This is a genomic window from Bacillus sp. SG20033 (assembly GCF_044570195.1).
GTDB classification, from domain to species: Bacteria; Bacillota; Bacilli; order Bacillales; family Bacillaceae; genus Bacillus; species Bacillus subtilis.
Window position 1 is genome coordinate 3,685,671 of record NZ_CP172606.1, and the last position, 21,512, is coordinate 3,707,182.

Genomic DNA, 21,512 nt, shown 5'->3' on the forward strand with positions numbered 1-21,512 from the left:
CTTGAATTTGTTGTTAAGGCACGTCCTTGTGCCCTTATTTTGTAACTGGCGGAGTCTTTTGCGCCTCCTCCCGGCTACATCATTAATATCGGATTGTCTCTGATTTTGTTAATACAAAAATAAAAAAATCCTCACTTTTTTTGTGAGGATAATGTGGAGATCACATCGCTGGATAACGCTGCCGCACGGTTATTTTCTTCCTGAATGGTCAAATAAATTTCTTTCCTGTGAATATCAATATGCTTTGGGGCGTCAATTCCAAGCTTCACTTGATCCCCCTCAACCGCAATCACTTTTACTTCAATATCAGCACCTATTTGAATCGCTTCGCTTATTTTCCGCGATAAAACTAGCATGATTCTCCTCCAATCGGATGCTTTGTCGTATATGAGGAGTCGTGTAAAACGACTTGCTTAGCCATCATGTTCTTGCGATTCACAATAATGGGAGCCAATAAATTCGCAGTAGACTTTTCAAATGGCTCTGCCATAGTCAATATTGTCATGACTTCTACGTCTTGAATATTATCGATATCCAAAAGTTCAGCAGTTGATTCATCAAGATCAAATTCATAATTCTTAAAAAAGATAAACGGACTTACGACGATAAACGCAAGATTTTCTGAAGTGACGGACTGCAGTGCCACGAATGGAGAGTCTTCTGAAAGCGGAAGTATGACAAATTGTTTTTCTTCTAAAAAGCCTGGAATCCCGCTTTCAAAAAGAATGATTTGTTTTTCTTTTATGTTCATTTGGCCATGGTACTTCGTATGAATGATCATTGTTCACGATCCTTTTCTTTTTACTTTTCGGGTGATTCTTTCGGGTATTCTACATCTATATTTAAATCAGGGTATTGGAGCATGTCAACCTTAACATTTCCTGGCGTATATTCAACAATTGGCTTATGCGGCTCAGCCTGAATAACAGGCTTTCGCGGCGTAATCTGAACATCAAGCTGTGACGGAGTATATTGTATTTTCACCCTAGATAGAGAAGGAACATAATTTTCGCCTAATTGAATTTGGTGCATTTCAGAGTTCCTCCTTGCTTGTGAAGCGATTGGGTTCCCCTTATTTTCAATCCTCATAAGCTCGTCGCCTTCTTCTGCAGTACGCGCTATTCCCTCCATTACATCCTCATGCCCTTGTTGTGCGGCTTCTTCAATTCTCTTGAAAACATGCTTTCTGTCTAATTCTTCCCATGCTTGTGTCTGGTCAATCGTGAGTTTTCCAGGTGTCACCGATATTTCCATTTCCGCACTCGGCTGTTCGATCTCTAGATCAGCTTGAGGCTGCTCCATTTTTAAGCTGGCAGGCGTCGTTGTTAAACCAATTTTTCCTTGAACACTATGCATAATCAATCTGGGAATCTGCATCACTCTACCTCCTGAACTATAAAAAAAGCGAACTCCTGAGAGCCGCTTACTTTAAAAAGTCAATTAATGTAGGCTGAACAATTTGCGCATTAACGGCCAGAGTAGCCCTGTGCACACTTTGCTGCGCAATAAATTCAGTTATTACTTCTTCCAGTTCTACATCTTCATTGTCTGATAACACTTTGGTAGCTGTTTCTTCTTGCGCTGACAGTCTTGTATTAACCAATTCAAGACGATTATATCTCGCTCCAAGATCAGATCGTTCAGCACTCATGCCGTCAGAAAAATGATCAATATCATCTAAAACACTGTCCATGCCATCTAGCGAACCAGAATTTAGTGCTTTCTCAAAAGAATCAAGCATTTCAAATACATTCTGCCCGCTTTCAGAAGTGCCTCCAAAAGCTGACTTTGGATCTGAATTCACTTTCAATGACATATTATTTGATATATTGACTACGACATCAGCTGTATCAGAAATTGTATAAGTTCCGTCTCCGTTATCTGTAACCGGAGGCTTATCTGAATTTGTGCCATTAAAGATATATCTGCCGTTCACTTGTGTATTCGCAATATTTAAAAGCTGTTCCTTTAACTGCTTTACCTCTACGCCAATCGCTTGCCGCTCCGACTCGCCGTTTGTATCATTTTGAGCTTCAACCGCTAATTCTCTGACCTTTGACAAGATGTCAATTCCTTCTGTAATGTTTGTTTCTGTGTTTTCGAGCCAGGTAAAGGCTTGAGAAGCATTGCTTTTGTACTGCTGCACTTGAGACAGTTGCGTATTATACTTTAAGCTTTTCATTGCTACTACAGGATCGTCGGAAGCTTTTGAGATTTTTTTCCCTGAAGAAATCTGCGACTGGAGTTTATCCAGTTTCGAGTAGCTCGAACCGATATATCTCAGTGAGTTTTGCTGTATCATGCCTTGTGTTACTCTCATGTGACTCTACCTACCTTCCTCCAACACCCATGCCATTGATCACTTTATCAAGCAATTCGTCTTGTAAAGTCACCATTCTTGCAGCTGCATTGTATGCGTGTTGGAATTGAATCATATTCGTCATTTCTTCGTCTAAAGAAACTGCGCTCATTTGCTGACGGTTTATGTCAGCATCATTTAGCTGTGTTTCTGTATTAGACGCCAGTCGATTAGCCTCTTGAGCTTCGATCCCTAGCTCGCCAATCAGACCCGCATAATAATCTAACACACTAGTTTCTTTACCGTTAATAGTAATTTTACCGGTTAAAACATTTGCTAGTTTTGTAGCATTTGCGTTATCGTTGGCTGCACCAGTCAGTGAGAAAGCAATGTTTGCGCCTTTTGAATCTATTATGCTGTCAGCCACTTTGATCTTGCCCGCCGCGCCCTTGGCAGGTTCAGTTTCACCGCCAGTAAAATCAAAAAAGTCTCCGCCTTGTTCACCGCTCTTGGTCACACCATTTCTGTGCACTTCATTGAAAGCTTTCGCGAATTCAAGCGCCATATTGTCAAGATCAGAAAGCATTTCCGGGTATACGCCCTTTTCTTGGCCGTCTGCTGTTATATACCCGTAGGACTCTATAAATCCTAAAAGGGATCCCTTGCTGCTGAAGGACTCCGCCTGCACAGCTGTATCTCCGATTGAAATACTTGATACTAACCCAGTTTCATTATCATAGTTGGCTGCAAGTTCTGAAACCTCGTAATTTTTACCGTCCAAAACAGTTCCTAGCGACTGTTTATTTTTATCGAGGATTTCAATTGATACAGTTCCTTCAGCAGAAGCAAGCGCATTCCCGCCTGATTTGTTGTAGCTGACTTTGATATCAACCATTGAGGATAATTTATCGATCAGCAAATCTCGCTGGTCATATAAACCATTCGGAAGAAGCCCGACCGGCTCTACTTGTGCAATTTGCTTATTTAAACTGTTTAATTGAGAAAGCAGAGAATTGACATCCAACACAGTTGTATTTAGCTCTGCTTTTAAATTCGATTGGACATTTGTAAGTGATTCAGAAATATAATTAAACGTTTCAGCTACAGCTTGTCCTTTTCGAGCAACAACAGAACGTGCACTTTCTTCATTTGTATTATTCGATAATTCCTGCAGGGAATTCCAAAACGAATTGAGCACACTGTTCAAGCCGCTGTCATCCGTTTCATTTAAAACGCCTTCCATTTGGGACAGCGCTTTGGCCTTCGTGTCATAGTATCCGGCACTGTTGTTTTGAAGACGGTATTGGTAGTCAAGAAAGATATCTCTTATTCTCTCAACTGATTTTCCTTGAACGCCCGTACCCATTTGTCCCGCTGTTTTTTCTGCGTTTTTGGATACAGCAGGGAAATAGTCAGTTGCCTCCAATGAGACCCGCTGTCTTGTATAACCATCAGTATTGGCATTTGCCACGTTATTTGCAGTAGTGCTTAACGCTGCCTGCTGAGCGCTTAACGCCCGCCTTGCAGTTTCAAGCCCCATAAAGGTAGATGTCATTTTCTGAATTCCTTTCTGCTAAGCTTTTGAATCAAACAGTTTCATTTGGCTGCTTTTCGGCAGCTCAGCTTTAATTGATTTGCTGTAATTGAAGTTATTTTCCTTAGGAACCAGCATATCGTACGAAATAGAGATGAATTGCAGCGCGTCTCTTGTCAGCTGCCTATTCATCTCATTTACTTTTTTCAGACGTCCGAGAACTTGAGAAAGAGATTCGTATAGTTGTTCCAGCTCTTCCTTTTCACTGCCTGAGGTTTTGGCGATACATGCGGAAATGGTATTATTATCGCTATATCCGAGAAAGGCCGAAGTTGTTTTGATCCGGTCTTCTTCTGTCTGCGTGATCGCTTGAATATATTTTTGCTCTTTTGTCAAAATGTTAGAAAGCTCTTTTGTTTTGCCGGCTTTTAGCGCTTCCGTCTTTTCTTCAGACAGCGTGAGCAGGTGCTCATGCAGAACGCAAAGTCGCTTCAATTGTTCAATAATTGCCTTCGCTGACATGGGCTTTCTCCTTTTTTATTGCTTTTTATAAAAATTAATTATATTTTTCGCGATATGATTTGCGTCTACTTTGTATGACCCGTTTTCAATTTGCGCTTTAAGCTGCGCAATTTTTTCCTGTCGTGAACCAGTGACTGCGTCGGATGCATGTTGCATTTCTTTAGCCTGTGATGAAATTTCAATTTTATCTTGAGGCTGTGCAGCAGTTTTTTGCACCGCTTGCTTATCATAATTTTTTTGATATGGATTAACGGATTGTGTTCCAAATTGATTGATTTTCATAGGATTCCTCTCGCTTTCCGTTGCAGTCTTTAAACAATCTTAACCCTTTTATCGACTGCGTTTTCAGTTAGTTTAGGGAATCAGCTGTTTTTGGTATTATAGGCATAGTATGTGTCTTTTTTACTATTTTCTTTCTCGATTTTCAGAGCATCCTCGTGGTTCAAATGATCCATTTGATCCTTAATATCGGACTGGCAAACCTTGCAGAACTTGCCTTCTCTAATCGATGTCCCGCACCTTTCACAAGGGTATGCCAAATTAGGAAGATGAGTGATCTGAATTCGCTTCTGCCTGATGAATTTCAATATCAGCTCTTCTTCCACACCTGTTTCCTCAGTTATCCGGCTCAAAGTTGATTGCCGGTTTTCCTGTTTTCTTAAAAATTTATAGACAGTCTCAAATGATTTTTCTTCTTCCTTAATACACGCCTGACATACAGTTTGCAGCTTTGTTTTTAAAAATAAAGCATTGCATTTCGGACAATTAGCCAGTTCTCCCATCTTTTTTTCTCCTTATTAGATAATATGCCTGTGTCAATTTCTAGTGATTATATCGGCATAAAAACCGAATCATTTAGCTTCTGATCAAGGTAAAAGATGACACTGAAGCGGCTTTTCCTTTTTCTAATAAGCAGCGGGCTGCGAAGTGCAAGGTGGCGCCTGTTGTATAAAGATCGTCTATTAAAATGATATTCATACCTTCTGCTGAATTATTTTTTGTATCAAAAATGCGCTCTGACAGCAGGCGTTCTGTTTTCTTTTTCTTTGACTGTTTCTCATTATTCAGGCGAATGAGGGGATGGTGGGAAGGCCGGTCTAAACATTCTGCCAAGAGCTGTGCCTGGTTAAATCCGCGATCTTCTTCCCGTTCCTTGCTCAGCGGAATAGGTACAAGAACAAAATGCTTATCGGGGTAAACCTTAGAAAAGGTTGAAGAAAAATCACTTTTAAATGCATTTATGATTTCTGCATCTCCTCTAAATTTAAAACGGGAGAGCGTTTCTTTCATCATATCATTATATGTGTAAACTGAACGGTTTTGACGCAATAGCAAACTGTCTCTGCTCCTTGTTCTCCACACCTCGCAATCTCTGCATACGGCATGAACAGATTGAGGTCTGCCGCACAGGGGGCAGATATGTCCTGTGATTTTCTTTAATTTGCTTCTGCAAGAATAACAAACCTTTTCATCAGGCTTTAATAAAAAAAGGGCTCTCCATGTAACATCTTGAGAAAATTGCGAATCACATAATAAACAGATCAGTTTATGAATGCCTCCTCCTGCTTCGTTTGACATAAATCGCTTGGACTCTCTGAAACTACGGCAGCAGATTCAGCCAAAATGACAAGCATTGCTGTGTTTTTTTGTTTATCTACCAGCTCAGCTTTCGTATATGCGATCTTTTTAAGATCAGTAACGTAGGATGGACTCACTTTGTTTAAAGAAAGTGCCAATACATCGTTTTGGCATACTTGGCAAGTACAGGCCATATGAAGCTGGTCCATATATCGGTCGAGCAGTTCTTTCATTACGATTTCTTTTGAATTGACAAGCATTTTTACAGCTCCTCATCATCGGTTATATGAGTATACTGTACCACGTTTTCAAATAATGGCTAGTCTGTACATTCAACTTTTGCTGCCAATTCATTCATTTCTTTTATATGCTTTCTTGCATCGAGCATACTCTTTGTTTTGCCGAAGTGAAAGTAAATGACATCGCCGTCCGCATATTCTTTATGCCGGCCGGTTCTTCCTGCAATTTGAACAAGTGCGCTTTCCGTAAAGATAGGTGATTCCGCTCCTAGTACACCCGTTTGCACCTTGGGGACTGTGACGCCTCTTTCCAGTATTGTTGTTGTGATTAATAAATCGAGCTGACCATCTCTGAATTGCTGCACTTTCTCCTTTCTATGCTTGTCTTCCGCGTGCACAGATGCGGTTCGGCAATATACACCTCTAAAGCACGCAGCAGCCTTTTCCAGAATAGAAACGGAAGGAACGAATAAAAAAACAGGCCTCCCTTCTTTTACATGAAACTCTATCCATCTTTTCACCGCTGGCGGAATTTTATTTCGGTTTAATTTCTTCTTCCAGTTTCCACACCATACAAAGCGCGGTTCGGGTAAAGGTTTCCGGTGGTGTCTTGCGGGGATGCGAACTGAATATAACTGTCCGTTCAGTGCTTTTCTTTTTAATTCTTTAGGAGGTGTTGCACTTAAATAAACGAGGGTGCTGTTTTTCTTTCTTGCTTTTTGAACAGCGAATTGAAGGGTTTGATCAGCAGAATATGGAAAAGCGTCAACTTCATCAATGATCATAACATCGATTGCATCTTTATATCGCAAAAGCTGATGCGTAGTGGAAATCATAAGCGGAGATAGCCGCCCTTTGTCATCGCTTCCTCCGTAAAGCGCTGAAATGTCAGCACCCTGAAAGGCAGCCTTGAGCCTTGGAGCAAGCTCTAATACAACATCGGTGCGAGGTGTTGCAATACATACACGCAGTCCTTGATTTAACGCTGATTCTATACCAGGAAACAGCATTTCTGTTTTGCCAGCGCCGCAAACCGCCCAGATGAGGAGCTCTTCTTTTTTTGATATTGCTTCAATTAAAACATTGGCGGCTTTTTGTTGTCCGCTTGAAAGCTTGCCGTCCCATGTCAGTTTAATTGACTGCCAGTTTGATTCATTTTCCTCTTTCCATGAATATAAAGGAACCTCCTCACTCACTCTGCCCATCATGACACAGGAACGGCAATACAGCTTATTCTTACCAGATGAGTGATAAAAAGAATAATACCGCTGATCAGTTTGGCCGCACCTATTACATCTATATCCCCGTTTATTTATGGATATAGAATTTTCAGCAGTGATATATCCATTCTTGATATGCCATTCAATCATCTCATCGGAAAATGAGAGCTCAGTCCTGAGCAAATGACGGCTTCGAAGCGTCTGCTGCAATTCTCTAGAAAAGGAACTGTTTTTTTCAACTGGCACATTCACATAGCACGCCTCCTTTCGAGACAGTATGCCTGAATGAATATTTTCTGTCCAACTATTAAAATAAGAATATAAAAAAATCTCCGCTCTAAAAACGGAGATTTGGCCTTATTTAAAACACCAGCAAATTCCTAGCGCACCTTCACCCAAATGAGTGCCGATTACCGCGCCAAAATAGCTGTTATAAAATTCAACATGAGGATATTTTGCAGAAAGCTCTTCAATGATTTTCGCTGCTTCTTCCTCTCGATTAGCGTGGATAACAGCAGCTCGCATAGGCAGCCCTTTACTCGCATCTTCGTCTAAAAGCTCATAAATTCGCGAAATTGCTTTTTTACGTGTGCGAATCTTCTCAAAAGGCACAATTACCTTATTGTCAAAATGAAGGATAGGCTTTACCTTTAGAAGACTACCAATGAAGGCTTGGGCGCTGCTTAATCGCCCGCCGCGCTGAAGATGAGCTAAGTCATCTACCATAAAATAAGCTCGAACTGTTTTTTTCATTTCTTCCAGTTCTTTTATAATATCTTCCGGCGAGGATGCTCCGTTTTTGATTAATTCAGCAGCTTTAAGGGCATAAAAGCCTTGAGCCAAGCAGCTGATCTCTGAGTCAAATGGATACACATCAATATTGTCGACCATCGAATCAGCCGCTGCTGCACTGCTGAATGTTCCGCTGATCCCGCTGGAAAGATGGATACTGATAACCGCATCATAAGACTTGCCAAGCTCTTCATACAACGCAACCAGCTCGCCGATTGGCGGCTGAGAAGTCGTCGGGAGCTCATTATGTTTTTTCACTTCTTCGTAAAAGCTTTTCCAGTCCAACTCAATTTCTTCACGGTAAGTCTCCTCCCCAAAAACAACCTGGAGAGGGATCATATGTATCTGATGTTGTTCACGCATTTCTTTCGGAATATATGCCGTGCTGTCTGTTACGACTGCAATATTCATAGCTTCGATACCTGCCTTATTGCTTTATAACTCTATTGTAAGGGAAACGGCAGCCTAAAAAAAGACCTGCCTAGAAAAAGGCAAGTCTCCTATTATACTATCTCATTTCTACCCAGCCATTTTTAATGGCGACCACAACGGCTTGCGTCCGGTCGTTTACATTCATTTTTTGTAAAATATTGCTGACATGGTTTTTAACGGTTTTCTCACTGATAAACAATGATTCACCAATACCGCGGTTGCTTTTTCCGTCTGCAAGCATCTGCAGCACTTCACATTCCCGCCTAGTTAAAATATGTAATGGTCTGCGGATTTCAGGGTATACCTCATGTTGAGGGTGTGCAGAAACTCCGCTTGTTGCAAGGCGGCGGAATTCGTTAACGAGGTTGTGAGTAACCTTCGGATGAAGGTAAGATCCGCCCTCAGCCACTACTTTAACCGCTTCAATTAATGTATCAGCATCCATCTCTTTCAGCAGATAACCTCTTGCACCTGTTTTCAGGGCATGTGTTACATAATTTTCGTCATCGTGAATTGATAGAATAATTACTTTAGATTCAGGATACAGCTCTACAAGCTGTTTTGTAGCTTCCACACCATTTACGTTTGGCATATTGATATCCATGATCACAACATCAGGATGATAGTGCTCAACAATACGAGCCGCTTCGTCTCCGTCATCACCTTCGGCTACCACTTCAAAGGTAGGTTCAAAATCCAATATCCGTTTAACACCTTCACGAAATAACTGATGGTCGTCGATAATAACAATGTTTACTTTAGTCACAAGCCACGCCTCCTTGTATTATTGTTCTATATACTCTAGCATTCGGTCAATATGCCTTTTGGCTCTATTTTACAAATCATAGTCAAAGAGATAACGGAACCTTAATCATAATAAATGTCCCAAGACCTATTTTCGAATCTATTGTCATCGTTCCTTCCAATAAATCTACTCTTTCTTTCATGCCCAGCAAGCCGAATGATTTGTTTTTCTTCTCTTTCGCTTCCTTCAGGTCGAACCCTTTACCGTTATCTTTTATCATTAAAATCACAAAATCCTTTGTGATCTCAACTTTGACTGTAATTTCTTCAGATTCAGAATGCTTTAGCGCATTAGACACAGCTTCCTGTGCGAGCCTGAAGAGCGCAACCTCAAACTGAGGCGCTAGCCTCTGATCCTCTGTTTCTCCAATGCACTGAAAATGTATTTTGACCTTCCCGTTATATTCCTCGGTTGTATATAGATATTTTCTTAAAGTTGGAATCAGGCCTAGGTCATCAAGGGCCATCGGTCTTAAATCATATATAATCCTTCTCACTTCGTAAAGGGCATTCCGAACATTTTGGCGTAGACTTTTAATTTCTTGGAACCCGTCCTCTGCGCCCCGGTCACGGAAAATCCGCTCGATTAATTCCGATCTCATCATAACATTCGCCAGCATTTGAGCGGGTCCGTCATGGATTTCTCTTGAGACTCTTTTTCGCTCTTCTTCCTGCGCCTCAATAATTCTTAAGCCGAAATCCTGTTTTGCCTGAGCATCGGCAAGAAGCAGTCCAACTTCGCGCAAATCCTGATTCAAGTAGTTGAGCACAACTGTAATTTGGCTTACTAATGATTCTGACCGCTCAATGATTTCCTGAAGCCCTAGCAATCTGCGCTCCAAATCGTCCCGCCGTTCGCGCAATTGCTTCTCACGCTGCTGGATCATCGTCAATTCTACCTGCAGCTTATGGGCTTTTTCATAAGCATTGCGGATTTCCTCTTCACTGAATCTATGAAAATTACGGCTGACCTCGGATAAACGGTTTCTCGCATGGCGGGTTTGCACTTCAAGTTTATCGCCAAGCTCGATCACTTCATACACCTGCTGTTTAATTTGTTTCAGTTCTTCGACCAGCTGTTCATACTGCTGGCGTGACTGCTCCCCGATTTGAAAAACTTCGTCCTTGCTCCCGTCAACGGTTTTCAGCATCTTCATCAAAATAGAATCCAGCACTTTGGAATCCATCTTTGTTTTATTCATAATTTCCCTCCGTCACGGCGTTGTCATATATTTTTATTATAAATGTAATTGATCTGCAAATTATGTCGAATTATAATGAAAGAATGCGTATATTCTAGAAAAAAACATTTTTATATACTATCTACTCTTTATGATACCAAAATACGCACAAAAATTCTAAAGACTGTACGAATTTGTATAGGCAGTCTTTTATGCTTAGCAGGAGGGTCAGCTAGCATGCTGCACAGCTATTTTACTGTGAAAGAAGCAGGAGAACACGAGATTGTTATAGAAAAATCGCGTTTTATCTGTCATTTAAGCCGTGTTTCTACCGAACAAGAGGCACAGGAATTTATACAGAAAATAAAGAAACAGCACTGGAATGCGACTCATAATTGCTCGGCTTATGTTATTGGCGAGAATGATCATATCCAAAAAGCCAATGATGACGGAGAACCAAGCGGTACAGCGGGAGTGCCGATGCTCGAGGTTTTAAAAAAACGCAGACTGAAGGATACTTGCGCCGTCGTTACACGCTACTTCGGAGGCATTAAGCTTGGGGCTGGCGGACTAATTCGCGCTTATGGGAAATCAGTGTCTGAAGGATTAAATCATATAGGTGTTGTAGAACGGAAGCTTATGCGAATCATGCATACTTCTGCAGATTACACATGGCTTGGCAAGATTGAAAATGAATTAAGGGAGTCACAATTTCTGTTAAAGGAAATCCATTATGCGGAAAACGTTGAATTTGAAGTATACGTAAATGAGAAAAGAATTTCAGAATACTCTCAATGGATTTTAAATTTAACGAATGGATCATGTTATACTAAAAAGGGTATTTTGATATATCTTGAAAAACAAGTTGAAAATCAAAAGGAGAATAAATGATGCCAGAACGAGTTAAGGTTCGTGTAAAGAAAAAAAAAAATAAACGAAAAATTATTTTAAAGCGTATATTATTGCTCTTTTTCCTATTTTCTATAGTATTCGCAGGAATAATTGGATATAAAGTATATAAAACGCTTCAAGCAGCTGATAGTTCCTATAAAGAATTAGATCGTGGTGAAAAGTCGAAATTACGCAAAGAAGTAGTTGATCTTAAGAAAAAACAACCTTTTTCTGTACTTTTGTTAGGAGTCGAAGACTATGCAACAGGCGGAAAAGGAGGAAGAACCGATTCTATTATTGTCGCTACTATCAATCCTAAACAAAAGACCATGAAGTTACTAAGCATTCCTCGAGATACAAGAGTTGAAATATCTGGTGATACTTCTGGGACAAAAACGAGAATTAATTCTGCATATGGGAAAGGCGGAGCTCAAACAACTGTTGAAACGGTTGAAAAGCTCTTAAATATACCAATTGATTACTATGCTACTGTGGATTTTAAAGGCTTCAAAAAAACAATTGATGAAGTTGGTGGAGTTGATGTTGAGGTCCCCTTTGATTTTAATGAGAAAAGTGATACATCAAAATCTAAAAAATTCTATTTTCAAAAAGGGAATATGCATCTAAATGGGGAAGAAGCTCTTGCCTATGCACGGATGAGAAAACAAGATCCACGGGGTGACTTCGGGCGTAATGATAGACAAAAACAAATTTTGATGGCCATGTTAGATCAAGTCTCAAAACCTTCTAATCTTGCAAAAATTGATACCCTAGCAGATCAAGTAAGTGATAACATAACAACAAATTTAAGGATTACCCAAGTCCTAGCACTTCAACAAATTTTTAGCGGTTTTAAAGGTAACGATGTTGAAACATTAACTCTAAAAGGCTCAGATTTATATATCGGAAATAAGTACTTCTTTCAACCTGATGATGAAGAATTAACAAAAGTTCAAGAAGAACTTTATAACTTTTTGTACCCTGATAAATAATAATTCACAATATCCGTACTTTTACTGACAAGGTTTTAGACTTTGATTAAAAAGAGGCAAAGAATTTAATTTCTTTGCCTCTTTTTTGTTTTTTATATCCTTAGGCATCAGATCTTTATATGCGCAAAAAAACTCTTAAAGACCAATAGTTAAAGTTAATTGATTTGGTATGAATTCACGATACTCCACATATTCTTCAGTTTAATTTTGAGGATAACTGAAGGATTTCCTCCGGAAAAATTTATAGGTGTGCAACATTAAATGCAAACCCTGCCACTATGGTACAAATACCCACATTAAATCCACACCAATTTTAGGGGAATTAACTCTCTTAACGTAAAGACTTAATACCCATACTATTCTTTCTTTTAGATACTCTCCCCCTACATGTTAAAAGCCAACTCCACTAAATCCAAACAAGCATTCAAGACACCTTAAACATCAGTATTTAGTCAATTAGTACTTTAAGAAGCAGAGACTGTTAAAATATAAACAAATTATCCTTTAAAATTAGATTAATTTTCTATTTGAACCTTTAATTCCTTATAAACTATGGTATAATTACACAGAAAATCTAATTAAAGGGTTGGTTAAGGAGGTGAAAAAATTGAAAACTCAATTTAAAAAACTTATTGGAGCAGTAACTATTACGGGTTTAGTATTAACTGGTTTTGCTGCAACTAACGCTCAAGCAAAAGCAAATACAAGTGATTCCAGTTTCAATTTGAAGTTTAATGGTAATAGTACAGCTTATACTCCAGCTAGAACTAAATACAACTCTACAAGTGCATACATTAATGTCAAAACAATTAGTGACGGCGATCCGTACTATAAAGTATCTCTTGTAAAGTCAAACGGGAAAAATTTCTCTAAAACATGGACATATACATTCGGCACATATGATGCTGAAAATCCTAAATTAGCTAAACACTATATCAAGAATTATGCTATGGAAGATAGTAAAGGTTCCCCCATTAGTGTAAAAATTAAAGCAAAAGGTTATAGAGGAGCCGCTAGCTATAATTGGCACTCCCGTGGTGTATGGAGCCCTGATTCCATCTAAAAAAGTAAGCTCTTTAAAATTTAAAATTGTGTATAAGGAGAATCGTATATGAAAACTAAATTTAAAAAACTTATTGGAGCAGTAACTATTACGGGTTTAGTATTAACTGGTTTTGCTGCAACTAATGCTCAAGCAAAAGCAAATACGAGTGATTCCAGTTTCAATTTGAAGTTTAATGGTAATAGTACAGCTTATACTCCAGCTAGAACTAAATACAACTCTACAAGTGCATACATTAATGTCAAAACAATTAGTGACGGCGATCCGTACTATAAAGTATCTCTTGTAAAGTCAAACGGGAAAAATTTCTCTAAAACATGGACATATACATTCGGCACATATGATGCTGAAAATCCTAAATTAGCTAAACACTATATCAAGAATTATGCTATGGAAGATAGTAAAGGTTCCCCCGTTAGTGTAAAAATTAAAGCAAAAGGTTATAGAGGAGCCGCTAGCTATAATTGGCACTCCCGTGGTGTTTGGAGCCCTGATTCCATCTAAATAGTTTAACTGGTTCTTTAATTTTAAATTATGAATAAGGAGAATCATATATGAAGGCTAAATTCAAAAAACTTATTGGAGCTATAGCGATCGTAAGTTTAGTATTTACAGGTTTTGCTGTAAGTAATGTAAGTGCTAAAGGAAATACTAAAGATACCAATTTTTCTTTTCATTTCACCAACAGTACAAGTGGAAAATATGAATATACTGGTTCAAGAGAAAAGCGTGATAATACAAGCGCTTATATGAGCCTTAAAAGCATTAGTATGACAGGTGCTGTTCATTATTCTGCAGAACTTGTTACCAGCTCGGGAAAAAGTTTTTCCAAACGGTATCGCTACGTATTTGGAAACAACTTCAGACTTTATCCTAAAACACAATACTTAAAAAACTATGCTCACGAGGATTACAAAAAAACAATTAAAGTAAAAATTGAAGCAACAGGCTATGGAACAGTTAATAGTTGGGGTGCTGCTGGTGTTTGGAGTCCTGACTCCGTCTAAAAGATAATTTAATCTCAAATGATAAGATATGAAAGTTTCTTTCATATCTTATCATTTATGTAAAGGAGATTTGTAATGTTTAAAAGTATAACAACTAGAGGCTTCACTAAAAGTACAACTCTATTCATTTTGATTTTAGGTTCTTTAATAGCTATCTTAGATGTTGTGGAAAATAATGTTATTCACTTAAAACCATCTGATTATTGGGATTATCCTCTCGGTGTATATAACTGGTGGTTTTTATTTAATCCAGAAATATACCTTTCAATCATTATCACTGTTTTTCCATTGCTAGCATCAGTACCATATGCAGATTCTTATATCGAAGAAAAGAAAAGTGGATTTTTAAAAAATATTCTACTAAGGCAAAACAAAAACAAGTATTTAACAACAAAGTTTTTCATTAACTTTTTAATTGGTGGGATGGCATCGATTACTCCACTTGTATTAAACTTAATCGTTTATTTCTCATTGTTACCAGCTATTAAACCAAACATATACTTTGGTAATATTCCCGTTTTTGGTTTTTTACCTGATCTATATGTAAATCATCCTTTAATATATATAATTTTAAGAATTGGAAACTGTTTTATTTTTGGAGGCATTTTTGCTTCAATTGCTTTGACCTGCAGTCTTTTTGTAGAAAATCGTTATATTGCTATTGGTATACCTTTTTTTATTTACACAATTTTAGACATTATTTTAGATACATTTAACTTTCAAAGCTACTCTCCGCTTAAATTTTTATTTTTAGATGTCCCCTTTACATATGGAATCTACGTCATTGCAACGGTAACAATAATCATACTTTTTGTTGTCTTTTGTGTTGGAGGTAAAAAGAGTGAGAACATTTAGACTCTTCATTTATGTATGCAATCACACTAAATATTCTATATTGTTAACAGTTTATCTCGCTGCTTTACTCATGTATTACCAAATAAAAAATAACATTGACTTTGATAAACTTTCGATATTTGATTTTCTGTCTGACTTAAATGGTATCATGGGACTTACTAATAAGAATGTGATGGTATTTATACTTATCCCTTTTATCTGTTTAACAATATTATTAATTATGAAACGAGAAGAAACATATAATAGAATAATTAAATTATCATCTAGAACATCGGTTTGGAATAAAACTGTAATGATCTCTTTGGTTTACACCTTTATATTGACATTTATTTTAGTCTTGGGAGGATATTTAATAGGTGGTTTAATTTTTGGTTACGAAAATAAATGGATAGGAACCAACGGACAAATCACTGTACTCTTAAACAATAACAAGATACCGAATCCAGAACAATACTTAAATAAGCTTTCAACATTTAATGTTTTAACAATCATTTTTTTAACTAAATTTTTGTGCTTATCAATAATAGCATTAAGTACGGCCATTATTAAAACCATTATAAAAAATAGCAGTTTGACTCTTTTGTGTATATGCATATACAGTTACATTGATGCTATGTATCTAAATCCTTCTTTATTTATAAATAAATCCATCCTTGATGTAAATAACTGGTTGAATTTAAGGAATGTATTAATTAATAATGTTTATTTCATCATCTTACTATTTGCTCTATATTTCATAGGCCGTGAGTTATACTCGAAAAAGGACTTTAAAAATTAGGAGGAAAAATACTACTTGAATGATATAATTATTGTATTCAAACTGCTAATAAGAGATATACGCAACAATTTTCACAGGAATAAGTGGAAGTATTTTTTACTTAGTATATTAGTATGTTACATATCAATAATGAATTCTAATCAGTTTGAAGATACATCTATGAGTATAATTGAACTTTTTTATCTGAACTTTAAGGATGTAGGCTTTATTAATAACTATGAATTAAACAGTGTCCCAACAATTTGGATGATTATAAATATATTCGTGATATTTATTTGTGGCGATGCATTGTACTATGATAGCAAATTAAATGTTTACCTTTTACTAAGAGTTCAGAAAATCCATCTATATTGGATTTCTAAAACCTTGTTTATTATTTTAAATATTATAAGTACCTATCTAGTTTTATTACTTGTTACTTATATAGTAGGTTTGATATACAATTTAAACTCTTTGAATTGGAACATGCCTGCTGTCAATATTATAAATGACTTAAGCTTTAAACAGGTTACTGAAGGAAAATTTTTAATTATCATTTTCACACTATATGCTTTAACATCTATATCACTGACTTTAATTCATGTGTTTTTCTCTTTTTATATGAATTCCAATTATAGTTTTTTAATAGTTGCTATCCTAATATGTCTTTCTATATTTATAAATAACCCATTGCTCCCGGCAATACATTCAATGATTCTTAAACATACTATTTTTGAACCCAGTCATCATCTTACGCTTCAATATTCGATATGCTATAACGTCTTGTTAAGCATTTTTTTATTTTTTGCTATTTATATTTCTTTTAAAAAAAGGGATTTAATTTAAATGAAAGCAGAGGATTAACATGTCAAAGAGTGCATATTTAAAAGTAGAACACCTTACAAAAAAAATAAGAAAGCAAGTTCTAATAGACGATATCAGTTTACAGTTAGATCGAGGGAAAATTTATGGATTTACAGGAAAAAATGGATCAGGAAAAACAATGCTATTTAAGGCAATATGTGGTCTTATTAAACCGTCAAGCGGATTTATTGAAATTAACGGAAAAAAACTTGGAGGGAAAATCTCTTTCCCAGAGAGCGTTGGAGCTATAATAGAATATCCAGGATTTTTACCTAACTATACAGGGTTTAAAAACCTTAAGATGATAGCAGATATAAAAGGAATACTCACTGAGGATCAAATAAAAAACACAATAGAATCCGTCGGTTTAAACCCTGATGATAAAAGAAAATTTAAAGATTATTCTTTAGGTATGAAACAAAGACTTGGAATTGCCCAGGCAATTATGGAAGATCCAGAACTAATTATTTTAGATGAACCTACCAATGCTCTTGATAAAGATGGAATATCACTTGTGAAAAATTTATTAATAGAACTAAAAGAGAAAAATAAGTTAATCCTTCTTGCTAGCCATGAATCGGAAAGTTTAGAGTTTCTTTCAGATGAAATTTTCATGGTAGAGAAAGGGAAAATTATCAATCATACAATACTAAAATCATGAGACATTAAATTCAAGGGAGAATTTAAAATGTTTAAAAAGAAAACATGTATTTTATTACTAATAAGTTTTTTAATATTATTTTTTGTTTATCGTGTCTACGTAATAAACAAAAATGTTCCTGCTGAATTTTCAATTGAGTATTTTCCTAAAAAAGAAGTGATAACATGTGATAATATAAATATAAAGGTTTTATCTTCAGAAATAGGAGACGAAAAAGACAATATAATTCCAATATCAATTGAAGCAGAAATTCAAAATAAAAGTAATCATGTAACAACTGATGGAGCATTGTTTATGGAAACAATGCTCGGTATAGACAATTATACAAGTCAAACGAATGAAGGCAATTTTGATATGAGCAAATTAAAAAAATTGAAGCCACATCAGTCAACTAAAATAAAATTGGTTTATCAAGTTGATGACTTTGCCCTTCAAGATAGAAGTGAAAAATTAAAACTGTATCTGCCAACTAAAATGTATAATAATGAAGTCCATGATAAATATGATCAAGGGGTTCGTTATGCTAAAGCAATTAAGCTATAAACAATATTAAAAAAAGGATTTCTAAGTTGAATGTACTTACATCATCTTAGAAATCCTTTTTTCATTTGTTCTTTAATTCCTTTTCACCAGACGTTTATAAAACTTCGTAAACGGCTTAAATTTTTCATTTACGAGTCCTGTCACTTCTGCTATGATCTGCATAAAAATGATTAAAATGAAGATAATAAACAAAGAAAGCCAAATTGTGGCACTTTTAAGCACAATCGCACTGATACTGAAAATAAATCCAATCAAATAAATAACTAAGACTGACATCCGATGTGAAAGGCCAAAGGCCATCAGTCTATGGTGAATATGCGACTTATCAGGCGCTGAAATCGGCTGTTTGTTTAATATTCTTCTTATAATAGCAAATGTTGTATCAAAAATCGGTACGCCTAATATAATAATCGGGATAACGATACTGAACAATGTGACACTTTTATACAGGCCTAATAATGAAAGAATCGAAATACTATACCCTAAAAATAGTGATCCCGTATCTCCCATAAAGATTTTAGCCGGATGGAAGTTGTAAAACAAAAACCCAAGCGTGCTGGCAATAACGACTAATGAGAGTGACAGAATGAGCACTTTTCCGCCGGATAGCGCCATGACAGCAATCGTTGACAGGCCAATAACAGAAAGACCGGCAGCAAGGCCATCCAATCCATCAATTAGGTTAATTGCGTTCGTGATGCCGACAATCCATAATACCGTCAGCGGATAAGCCATCCATCCTAACTCAAATCGTTCTGTTAAAAAAGGTACTGAGAAAAAGTCCATTTTTAAGCCCGTGCTTACAATCATAATGGCTACACCTAATTGAATCAAAAACTTAACTTTTGCACTTAATTGATATTTATCGTCAAGAATACCTAACACAATAATGATGAATGCTCCGACTGTAATTGCCGTCATCCTTGTTTCTGTGTAAATACCGGATGCAAGCACGCCTGCAACCACCCCGATAAATATGGCCAGCCCGCCCATCCGGGGCATGATTTTGTCATGTACTTTTCGATTGCTGGGCTGGTCAACTGCACCTATTTTAATCGCAATCCTTTTTACGATAGGGGTTATGATTAAAACTGTCAGCAGCGAGACAATAAACGCAACAACAATGCGAATCATGCGTTCGTCAAGCATAAAGAAGTCTCCTTTGGCATTAAATAAAGTCTTTATTTATATAGAGAACCGTTCCTTCCATTATACCTTCTCCTTAGTTATTATAACAAGCTTCATCAAAAAGAAACACGTATTATCAAAAAACGCGCATCCCAATTTATAGGACTACGCATGTTTTTGAATCCCTGTATATTTCATAATTTGTCTAAACAAGCAATTCCAATCTTTTGTGCGAGCGATGTTTCGACGCATTTCTTTATAGGTTTCATCTCCGTTTTGTCCGAGAACTTTTTCACAAGCTGCTATAAAATCAATTGGATGATCACCTTCTACATATTCGTACACATACGGCTTTTGCATTTTTGAGGTTGACGGAAGATTAGAGCCGACGACAGGTTTTCCTGCCGCTAAAAATTCAAATAGTTTCAGCGGAAACACAGCTTGATTATACGATGATTTTTTATAAGGCATGATGCCAATGTCGATAAGCTCCATAAAATGCGGAACTTCTTTCGGATCTGCCGGGCCGGTCCATATGACATTTGGAAGCCTCAGCAGCTCTTGAAACGAAACGTCACCATTGGTGGCATCCGGACCAACCCATAAAAATGTCCAATCAGGCTTTTGCCGGGCGGCTTCTTCAATCATTTTAAAATCGAGCTTCGGTTTAATTCCGCCGATAAAACCTAACACTGTTCCTTCTCTCCCCTGCAGTATACTGCGGTCGGGAGCTTGTTTATTTGCAGAAAACAGTTCATACTCCACACCGTTTTCCACAGTATGAACCTTTTCTTGTCCTGCAGTCAGTTTTTTGTCTACTTCCTTGTGAAGATAATCTGATGAACAGGTTATTGAATCTGCTCGTTGTATAATTCTCAGCTCTGCCGATTTAATGACTTTTCGCCGGAATTCAGACAGCAGATTTGACCGTCCGCTGATCGGCGCCGTCCATAAGTCACTGCAGTCATAAATGACGTGATCCCAAGGGTACAGCGAAGACAGCAGCGGGAATCCAGGAAACGTGTACCATAAACAGCAGCGTTCACCATTTGCAGAAGCTAATGCAAGCTCATCGAGTAATGGGGAGAGCTTATGTCTGTAAAAGACATCTGTATATCGTCCGAAGCGAAACATTTTTTTCTGAAGCAGGTCTTTGACAGCGAATTGCCTGATGCCAGAATGGACTTCCTGAAACTCTTTCCCTTGGGCACGCGGAGCCGGACATACCCAAATGACTTCCTTCGTTTCCTCCTGAGCAGCTAAAAATTCTGCCAGCCGGTGCCTTCTGTATCTCAATTGGTCTTTTCCCCATTCAGCAGTGGCAACGATGACATGAATGATTGCTTCTTTTGTTTCCACCTTCATCACCTTTTCTCTCTGTTTGCGGCTATAATCTTTTTTTCACCGCGTTTTTGGCATATTGAACAAAACACCATGTTGCTTTCATAAAATGAAGCCGTTCGATCTCTCGGTAGACATACCACGTTTTTTTCGCAGCCTTCCATTTGTTTCTGGATATCGATGTTTCAACGATGCGGTATTCGGCGAGGGGTTCGTTCAGTCCATATGCCTTGAATCCCCGTTTTAATACGGATAACCATGTCGCCAAATCCTGACGGGTTCTAATATTCGGCATACGGATATCACCGGTTTGCTCCCTGTCAATCATTACCGTCAAGCAACCAATAATCGTATTTTTTAATACATCATCATATGTAAGGCTCACGGGTGCATGAATGGTTTTATGAATTGGTTTGCCATCTTGGCTGATCAGCTCGTATGCCGTAAATGTGAAAGCATGCTGATGCTTCCTCATGAAGGCAAGCTGCTTTTCCAGCTTTTCTGCTTTCCATACATCATCGCTGTCCAAAAATGCGACATAGTGCCCTTCGGCTTTGCTGAGCGCCGCATTTCGCGCAGCTGCAGCACCTTGATTTTCTTTCAGAAAAATAGCATGGATCCGGTCATCATCTTCTTCATAGCGCTTCAAAATGTCTCTTGTCCCATCTGTTGAGCAATCATCCGCAATAATCATTTCCCAGTCGGAAAACGTCTGATTTAAGACGGACTGAATGGTTTTTTCGATATATTCCTCCGCGTTATAGGAAGGCGTAATGACAGAGATTAAAGGTTTTTGCCTCGTCATGGTC

26 protein-coding genes are annotated in these 21,512 nt (G+C 37.5%); 9 read left to right on the top strand and 17 right to left on the bottom strand.

The window, feature by feature from the left end:
- Nucleotides 1-131 precede the first annotated feature (131 nt).
- From csrA to degS, 14 genes are all read right to left on the bottom strand, one after another.
- Nucleotides 132-356: a carbon storage regulator CsrA gene (gene csrA, locus ACFVP7_RS19390; RefSeq protein WP_015714796.1), complete on the bottom strand. Its 225-nt coding sequence runs from the start codon at nucleotides 354-356 to the stop codon at nucleotides 132-134.
- The gene (fliW, locus tag ACFVP7_RS19395; RefSeq protein WP_077671018.1) at nucleotides 350-781 is read right to left on the bottom strand and encodes a flagellar assembly protein FliW; all 432 of its coding nucleotides are present in this window, start codon (nucleotides 779-781) and stop codon (nucleotides 350-352) included. The genes csrA and fliW overlap by 7 nt, the downstream gene beginning before the upstream one ends.
- A gap of 20 nt (nucleotides 782-801) precedes the next feature.
- Nucleotides 802-1,377, bottom strand: a complete 576-nt coding sequence (locus ACFVP7_RS19400; RefSeq protein ID WP_396582735.1) for a DUF6470 family protein — start codon at nucleotides 1,375-1,377, stop codon at nucleotides 802-804.
- A gap of 46 nt (nucleotides 1,378-1,423) precedes the next feature.
- On the bottom strand, nucleotides 1,424-2,320 hold the full coding sequence (gene flgL, locus ACFVP7_RS19405) for a flagellar hook-associated protein FlgL (protein ID WP_015714797.1): 897 nt from the start codon (nucleotides 2,318-2,320) through the stop codon (nucleotides 1,424-1,426).
- A 10-nt stretch (nucleotides 2,321-2,330) separates the two neighbouring features.
- Nucleotides 2,331-3,854, bottom strand: a complete 1,524-nt coding sequence (flgK, locus tag ACFVP7_RS19410; RefSeq protein ID WP_003228001.1) for a flagellar hook-associated protein FlgK — start codon at nucleotides 3,852-3,854, stop codon at nucleotides 2,331-2,333.
- A gap of 18 nt (nucleotides 3,855-3,872) precedes the next feature.
- Nucleotides 3,873-4,355, bottom strand: coding sequence for a flagellar protein FlgN (gene flgN, locus ACFVP7_RS19415; protein ID WP_077671017.1), 483 nt, complete (start codon nucleotides 4,353-4,355; stop codon nucleotides 3,873-3,875).
- A 15-nt stretch (nucleotides 4,356-4,370) separates the two neighbouring features.
- The gene (flgM, locus tag ACFVP7_RS19420) at nucleotides 4,371-4,637 is read right to left on the bottom strand and encodes a flagellar biosynthesis anti-sigma factor FlgM (protein WP_014481049.1); all 267 of its coding nucleotides are present in this window, start codon (nucleotides 4,635-4,637) and stop codon (nucleotides 4,371-4,373) included.
- Between the two features lie 80 nt (nucleotides 4,638-4,717).
- Nucleotides 4,718-5,137, bottom strand: a complete 420-nt coding sequence (locus ACFVP7_RS19425; protein ID WP_024572694.1) for a TIGR03826 family flagellar region protein — start codon at nucleotides 5,135-5,137, stop codon at nucleotides 4,718-4,720.
- Between the two features lie 73 nt (nucleotides 5,138-5,210).
- Nucleotides 5,211-5,933 carry a comF operon protein ComFC gene (comFC, locus tag ACFVP7_RS19430; protein WP_139345375.1) on the bottom strand — a complete coding sequence of 241 codons (723 nt, stop codon included), beginning with the start codon at nucleotides 5,931-5,933 and terminating at the stop codon, nucleotides 5,211-5,213.
- On the bottom strand, nucleotides 5,897-6,193 hold the full coding sequence (gene comFB / locus ACFVP7_RS19435; protein ID WP_015483764.1) for a late competence protein ComFB: 297 nt from the start codon (nucleotides 6,191-6,193) through the stop codon (nucleotides 5,897-5,899). The genes comFC and comFB overlap by 37 nt, the downstream gene beginning before the upstream one ends.
- Before the next feature lie 59 nt (nucleotides 6,194-6,252).
- Nucleotides 6,253-7,644, bottom strand: coding sequence for an ATP-dependent helicase ComFA (gene comFA, locus ACFVP7_RS19440; RefSeq protein WP_338731154.1), 1,392 nt, complete (start codon nucleotides 7,642-7,644; stop codon nucleotides 6,253-6,255).
- Between the two features lie 105 nt (nucleotides 7,645-7,749).
- The gene (locus ACFVP7_RS19445) at nucleotides 7,750-8,595 is read right to left on the bottom strand and encodes a DegV family protein (RefSeq protein WP_003227986.1); all 846 of its coding nucleotides are present in this window, start codon (nucleotides 8,593-8,595) and stop codon (nucleotides 7,750-7,752) included.
- Nucleotides 8,596-8,692: 97 nt separating this feature from the next.
- The gene (gene degU / locus ACFVP7_RS19450) at nucleotides 8,693-9,382 is read right to left on the bottom strand and encodes a two-component system response regulator DegU (RefSeq protein ID WP_003219701.1); all 690 of its coding nucleotides are present in this window, start codon (nucleotides 9,380-9,382) and stop codon (nucleotides 8,693-8,695) included.
- An 82-nt stretch (nucleotides 9,383-9,464) separates the two neighbouring features.
- Nucleotides 9,465-10,622 (bottom strand): two-component sensor histidine kinase DegS, encoded by a 1,158-nt coding sequence (degS, locus tag ACFVP7_RS19455; RefSeq protein WP_396582740.1) that lies wholly within the window; start codon nucleotides 10,620-10,622, stop codon nucleotides 9,465-9,467.
- Between the two features lie 216 nt (nucleotides 10,623-10,838).
- Between degS and ACFVP7_RS19460 the strand changes: the two genes are divergently transcribed.
- The 9 genes from ACFVP7_RS19460 to ACFVP7_RS19500 all read left to right on the top strand — a co-directional run bounded on the left by ACFVP7_RS19460 (nucleotide 10,839) and on the right by ACFVP7_RS19500 (nucleotide 18,234).
- Nucleotides 10,839-11,492, top strand: a complete 654-nt coding sequence (locus ACFVP7_RS19460) for a YigZ family protein (protein WP_014481055.1) — start codon at nucleotides 10,839-10,841, stop codon at nucleotides 11,490-11,492.
- Nucleotides 11,492-12,484: an LCP family protein gene (locus tag ACFVP7_RS19465; RefSeq protein ID WP_014481056.1), complete on the top strand. Its 993-nt coding sequence runs from the start codon at nucleotides 11,492-11,494 to the stop codon at nucleotides 12,482-12,484. Before ACFVP7_RS19460 ends, ACFVP7_RS19465 begins: the two co-directional genes overlap by 1 nt.
- A 598-nt stretch (nucleotides 12,485-13,082) precedes the next feature.
- Nucleotides 13,083-13,547 carry a hypothetical protein gene (locus tag ACFVP7_RS19470; RefSeq protein WP_338731159.1) on the top strand — a complete coding sequence of 155 codons (465 nt, stop codon included), beginning with the start codon at nucleotides 13,083-13,085 and terminating at the stop codon, nucleotides 13,545-13,547.
- Between the two features lie 48 nt (nucleotides 13,548-13,595).
- A complete protein-coding gene (locus tag ACFVP7_RS19475) occupies nucleotides 13,596-14,051 on the top strand; it encodes a hypothetical protein (protein ID WP_014481057.1) in 456 nt (151 codons plus the stop codon).
- Nucleotides 14,052-14,101: 50 nt separating this feature from the next.
- Complete coding sequence (locus ACFVP7_RS19480; RefSeq protein WP_014481058.1) at nucleotides 14,102-14,554, top strand: hypothetical protein; 453 nt, start codon at nucleotides 14,102-14,104, stop codon at nucleotides 14,552-14,554.
- A gap of 75 nt (nucleotides 14,555-14,629) precedes the next feature.
- Complete coding sequence (locus tag ACFVP7_RS19485) at nucleotides 14,630-15,409, top strand: membrane-spanning protein (protein ID WP_076457519.1); 780 nt, start codon at nucleotides 14,630-14,632, stop codon at nucleotides 15,407-15,409.
- Nucleotides 15,396-16,187, top strand: coding sequence for a hypothetical protein (locus ACFVP7_RS19490; RefSeq protein WP_085185613.1), 792 nt, complete (start codon nucleotides 15,396-15,398; stop codon nucleotides 16,185-16,187). Before ACFVP7_RS19485 ends, ACFVP7_RS19490 begins: the two co-directional genes overlap by 14 nt.
- Before the next feature lie 844 nt (nucleotides 16,188-17,031).
- On the top strand, nucleotides 17,032-17,691 hold the full coding sequence (locus tag ACFVP7_RS19495; protein ID WP_046160909.1) for an ATP-binding cassette domain-containing protein: 660 nt from the start codon (nucleotides 17,032-17,034) through the stop codon (nucleotides 17,689-17,691).
- Nucleotides 17,692-17,718: 27 nt separating this feature from the next.
- The gene (locus ACFVP7_RS19500; protein WP_046160910.1) at nucleotides 17,719-18,234 is read left to right on the top strand and encodes a hypothetical protein; all 516 of its coding nucleotides are present in this window, start codon (nucleotides 17,719-17,721) and stop codon (nucleotides 18,232-18,234) included.
- A 72-nt stretch (nucleotides 18,235-18,306) separates the two neighbouring features.
- On the opposite strand, the gene ACFVP7_RS19505 is transcribed toward ACFVP7_RS19500, so the two are convergent.
- From ACFVP7_RS19505 to tuaG, 3 genes are all read right to left on the bottom strand, one after another.
- The gene (locus ACFVP7_RS19505; protein WP_003227975.1) at nucleotides 18,307-19,383 is read right to left on the bottom strand and encodes an MraY family glycosyltransferase; all 1,077 of its coding nucleotides are present in this window, start codon (nucleotides 19,381-19,383) and stop codon (nucleotides 18,307-18,309) included.
- 144 nt (nucleotides 19,384-19,527) lie between these two features.
- Nucleotides 19,528-20,721: a teichuronic acid biosynthesis protein TuaH gene (gene tuaH / locus ACFVP7_RS19510; RefSeq protein ID WP_251233216.1), complete on the bottom strand. Its 1,194-nt coding sequence runs from the start codon at nucleotides 20,719-20,721 to the stop codon at nucleotides 19,528-19,530.
- A gap of 28 nt (nucleotides 20,722-20,749) precedes the next feature.
- On the bottom strand, nucleotides 20,750-21,508 hold the full coding sequence (tuaG, locus tag ACFVP7_RS19515; RefSeq protein WP_046160912.1) for a teichuronic acid biosynthesis protein TuaG: 759 nt from the start codon (nucleotides 21,506-21,508) through the stop codon (nucleotides 20,750-20,752).
- Nucleotides 21,509-21,512 lie beyond the last annotated feature (4 nt).

Bases quoted from the DNA above. Each gene is read 5' to 3' on its own strand.
- ACFVP7_RS19495 (WP_046160909.1), top strand. From the start codon at position 17,032: ATGTCAAAGAGTGCATATTTAAAAGTAGAACACCTTACAAAAAAAATA.
- comFC (WP_139345375.1), bottom strand. From the start codon at position 5,933: ATGTCAAACGAAGCAGGAGGAGGCATTCATAAACTGATCTGTTTATTA.
- flgK (WP_003228001.1), bottom strand. From the start codon at position 3,854: ATGACATCTACCTTTATGGGGCTTGAAACTGCAAGGCGGGCGTTAAGC.
- ACFVP7_RS19480 (WP_014481058.1), top strand. From the start codon at position 14,102: ATGAAGGCTAAATTCAAAAAACTTATTGGAGCTATAGCGATCGTAAGT.
- ACFVP7_RS19505 (WP_003227975.1), bottom strand. From the start codon at position 19,383: ATGCTTGACGAACGCATGATTCGCATTGTTGTTGCGTTTATTGTCTCG.
- flgM (WP_014481049.1), bottom strand. From the start codon at position 4,637: ATGAAAATCAATCAATTTGGAACACAATCCGTTAATCCATATCAAAAA.
- ACFVP7_RS19400 (WP_396582735.1), bottom strand. From the start codon at position 1,377: ATGCAGATTCCCAGATTGATTATGCATAGTGTTCAAGGAAAAATTGGT.
- ACFVP7_RS19425 (WP_024572694.1), bottom strand. From the start codon at position 5,137: ATGGGAGAACTGGCTAATTGTCCGAAATGCAATGCTTTATTTTTAAAA.
- ACFVP7_RS19500 (WP_046160910.1), top strand. From the start codon at position 17,719: ATGTTTAAAAAGAAAACATGTATTTTATTACTAATAAGTTTTTTAATA.
- comFB (WP_015483764.1), bottom strand. From the start codon at position 6,193: ATGCTTGTCAATTCAAAAGAAATCGTAATGAAAGAACTGCTCGACCGA.
- degS (WP_396582740.1), bottom strand. From the start codon at position 10,622: ATGAATAAAACAAAGATGGATTCCAAAGTGCTGGATTCTATTTTGATG.
- ACFVP7_RS19485 (WP_076457519.1), top strand. From the start codon at position 14,630: ATGTTTAAAAGTATAACAACTAGAGGCTTCACTAAAAGTACAACTCTA.
- ACFVP7_RS19445 (WP_003227986.1), bottom strand. From the start codon at position 8,595: ATGAATATTGCAGTCGTAACAGACAGCACGGCATATATTCCGAAAGAA.
- tuaG (WP_046160912.1), bottom strand. From the start codon at position 21,508: ATGACGAGGCAAAAACCTTTAATCTCTGTCATTACGCCTTCCTATAAC.
- ACFVP7_RS19465 (WP_014481056.1), top strand. From the start codon at position 11,492: ATGCCAGAACGAGTTAAGGTTCGTGTAAAGAAAAAAAAAAATAAACGA.
- flgN (WP_077671017.1), bottom strand. From the start codon at position 4,355: ATGTCAGCGAAGGCAATTATTGAACAATTGAAGCGACTTTGCGTTCTG.
- csrA (WP_015714796.1), bottom strand. From the start codon at position 356: ATGCTAGTTTTATCGCGGAAAATAAGCGAAGCGATTCAAATAGGTGCT.
- ACFVP7_RS19475 (WP_014481057.1), top strand. From the start codon at position 13,596: ATGAAAACTAAATTTAAAAAACTTATTGGAGCAGTAACTATTACGGGT.
- flgL (WP_015714797.1), bottom strand. From the start codon at position 2,320: ATGAGAGTAACACAAGGCATGATACAGCAAAACTCACTGAGATATATC.
- fliW (WP_077671018.1), bottom strand. From the start codon at position 781: ATGATCATTCATACGAAGTACCATGGCCAAATGAACATAAAAGAAAAA.
- ACFVP7_RS19460 (WP_014481055.1), top strand. From the start codon at position 10,839: ATGCTGCACAGCTATTTTACTGTGAAAGAAGCAGGAGAACACGAGATT.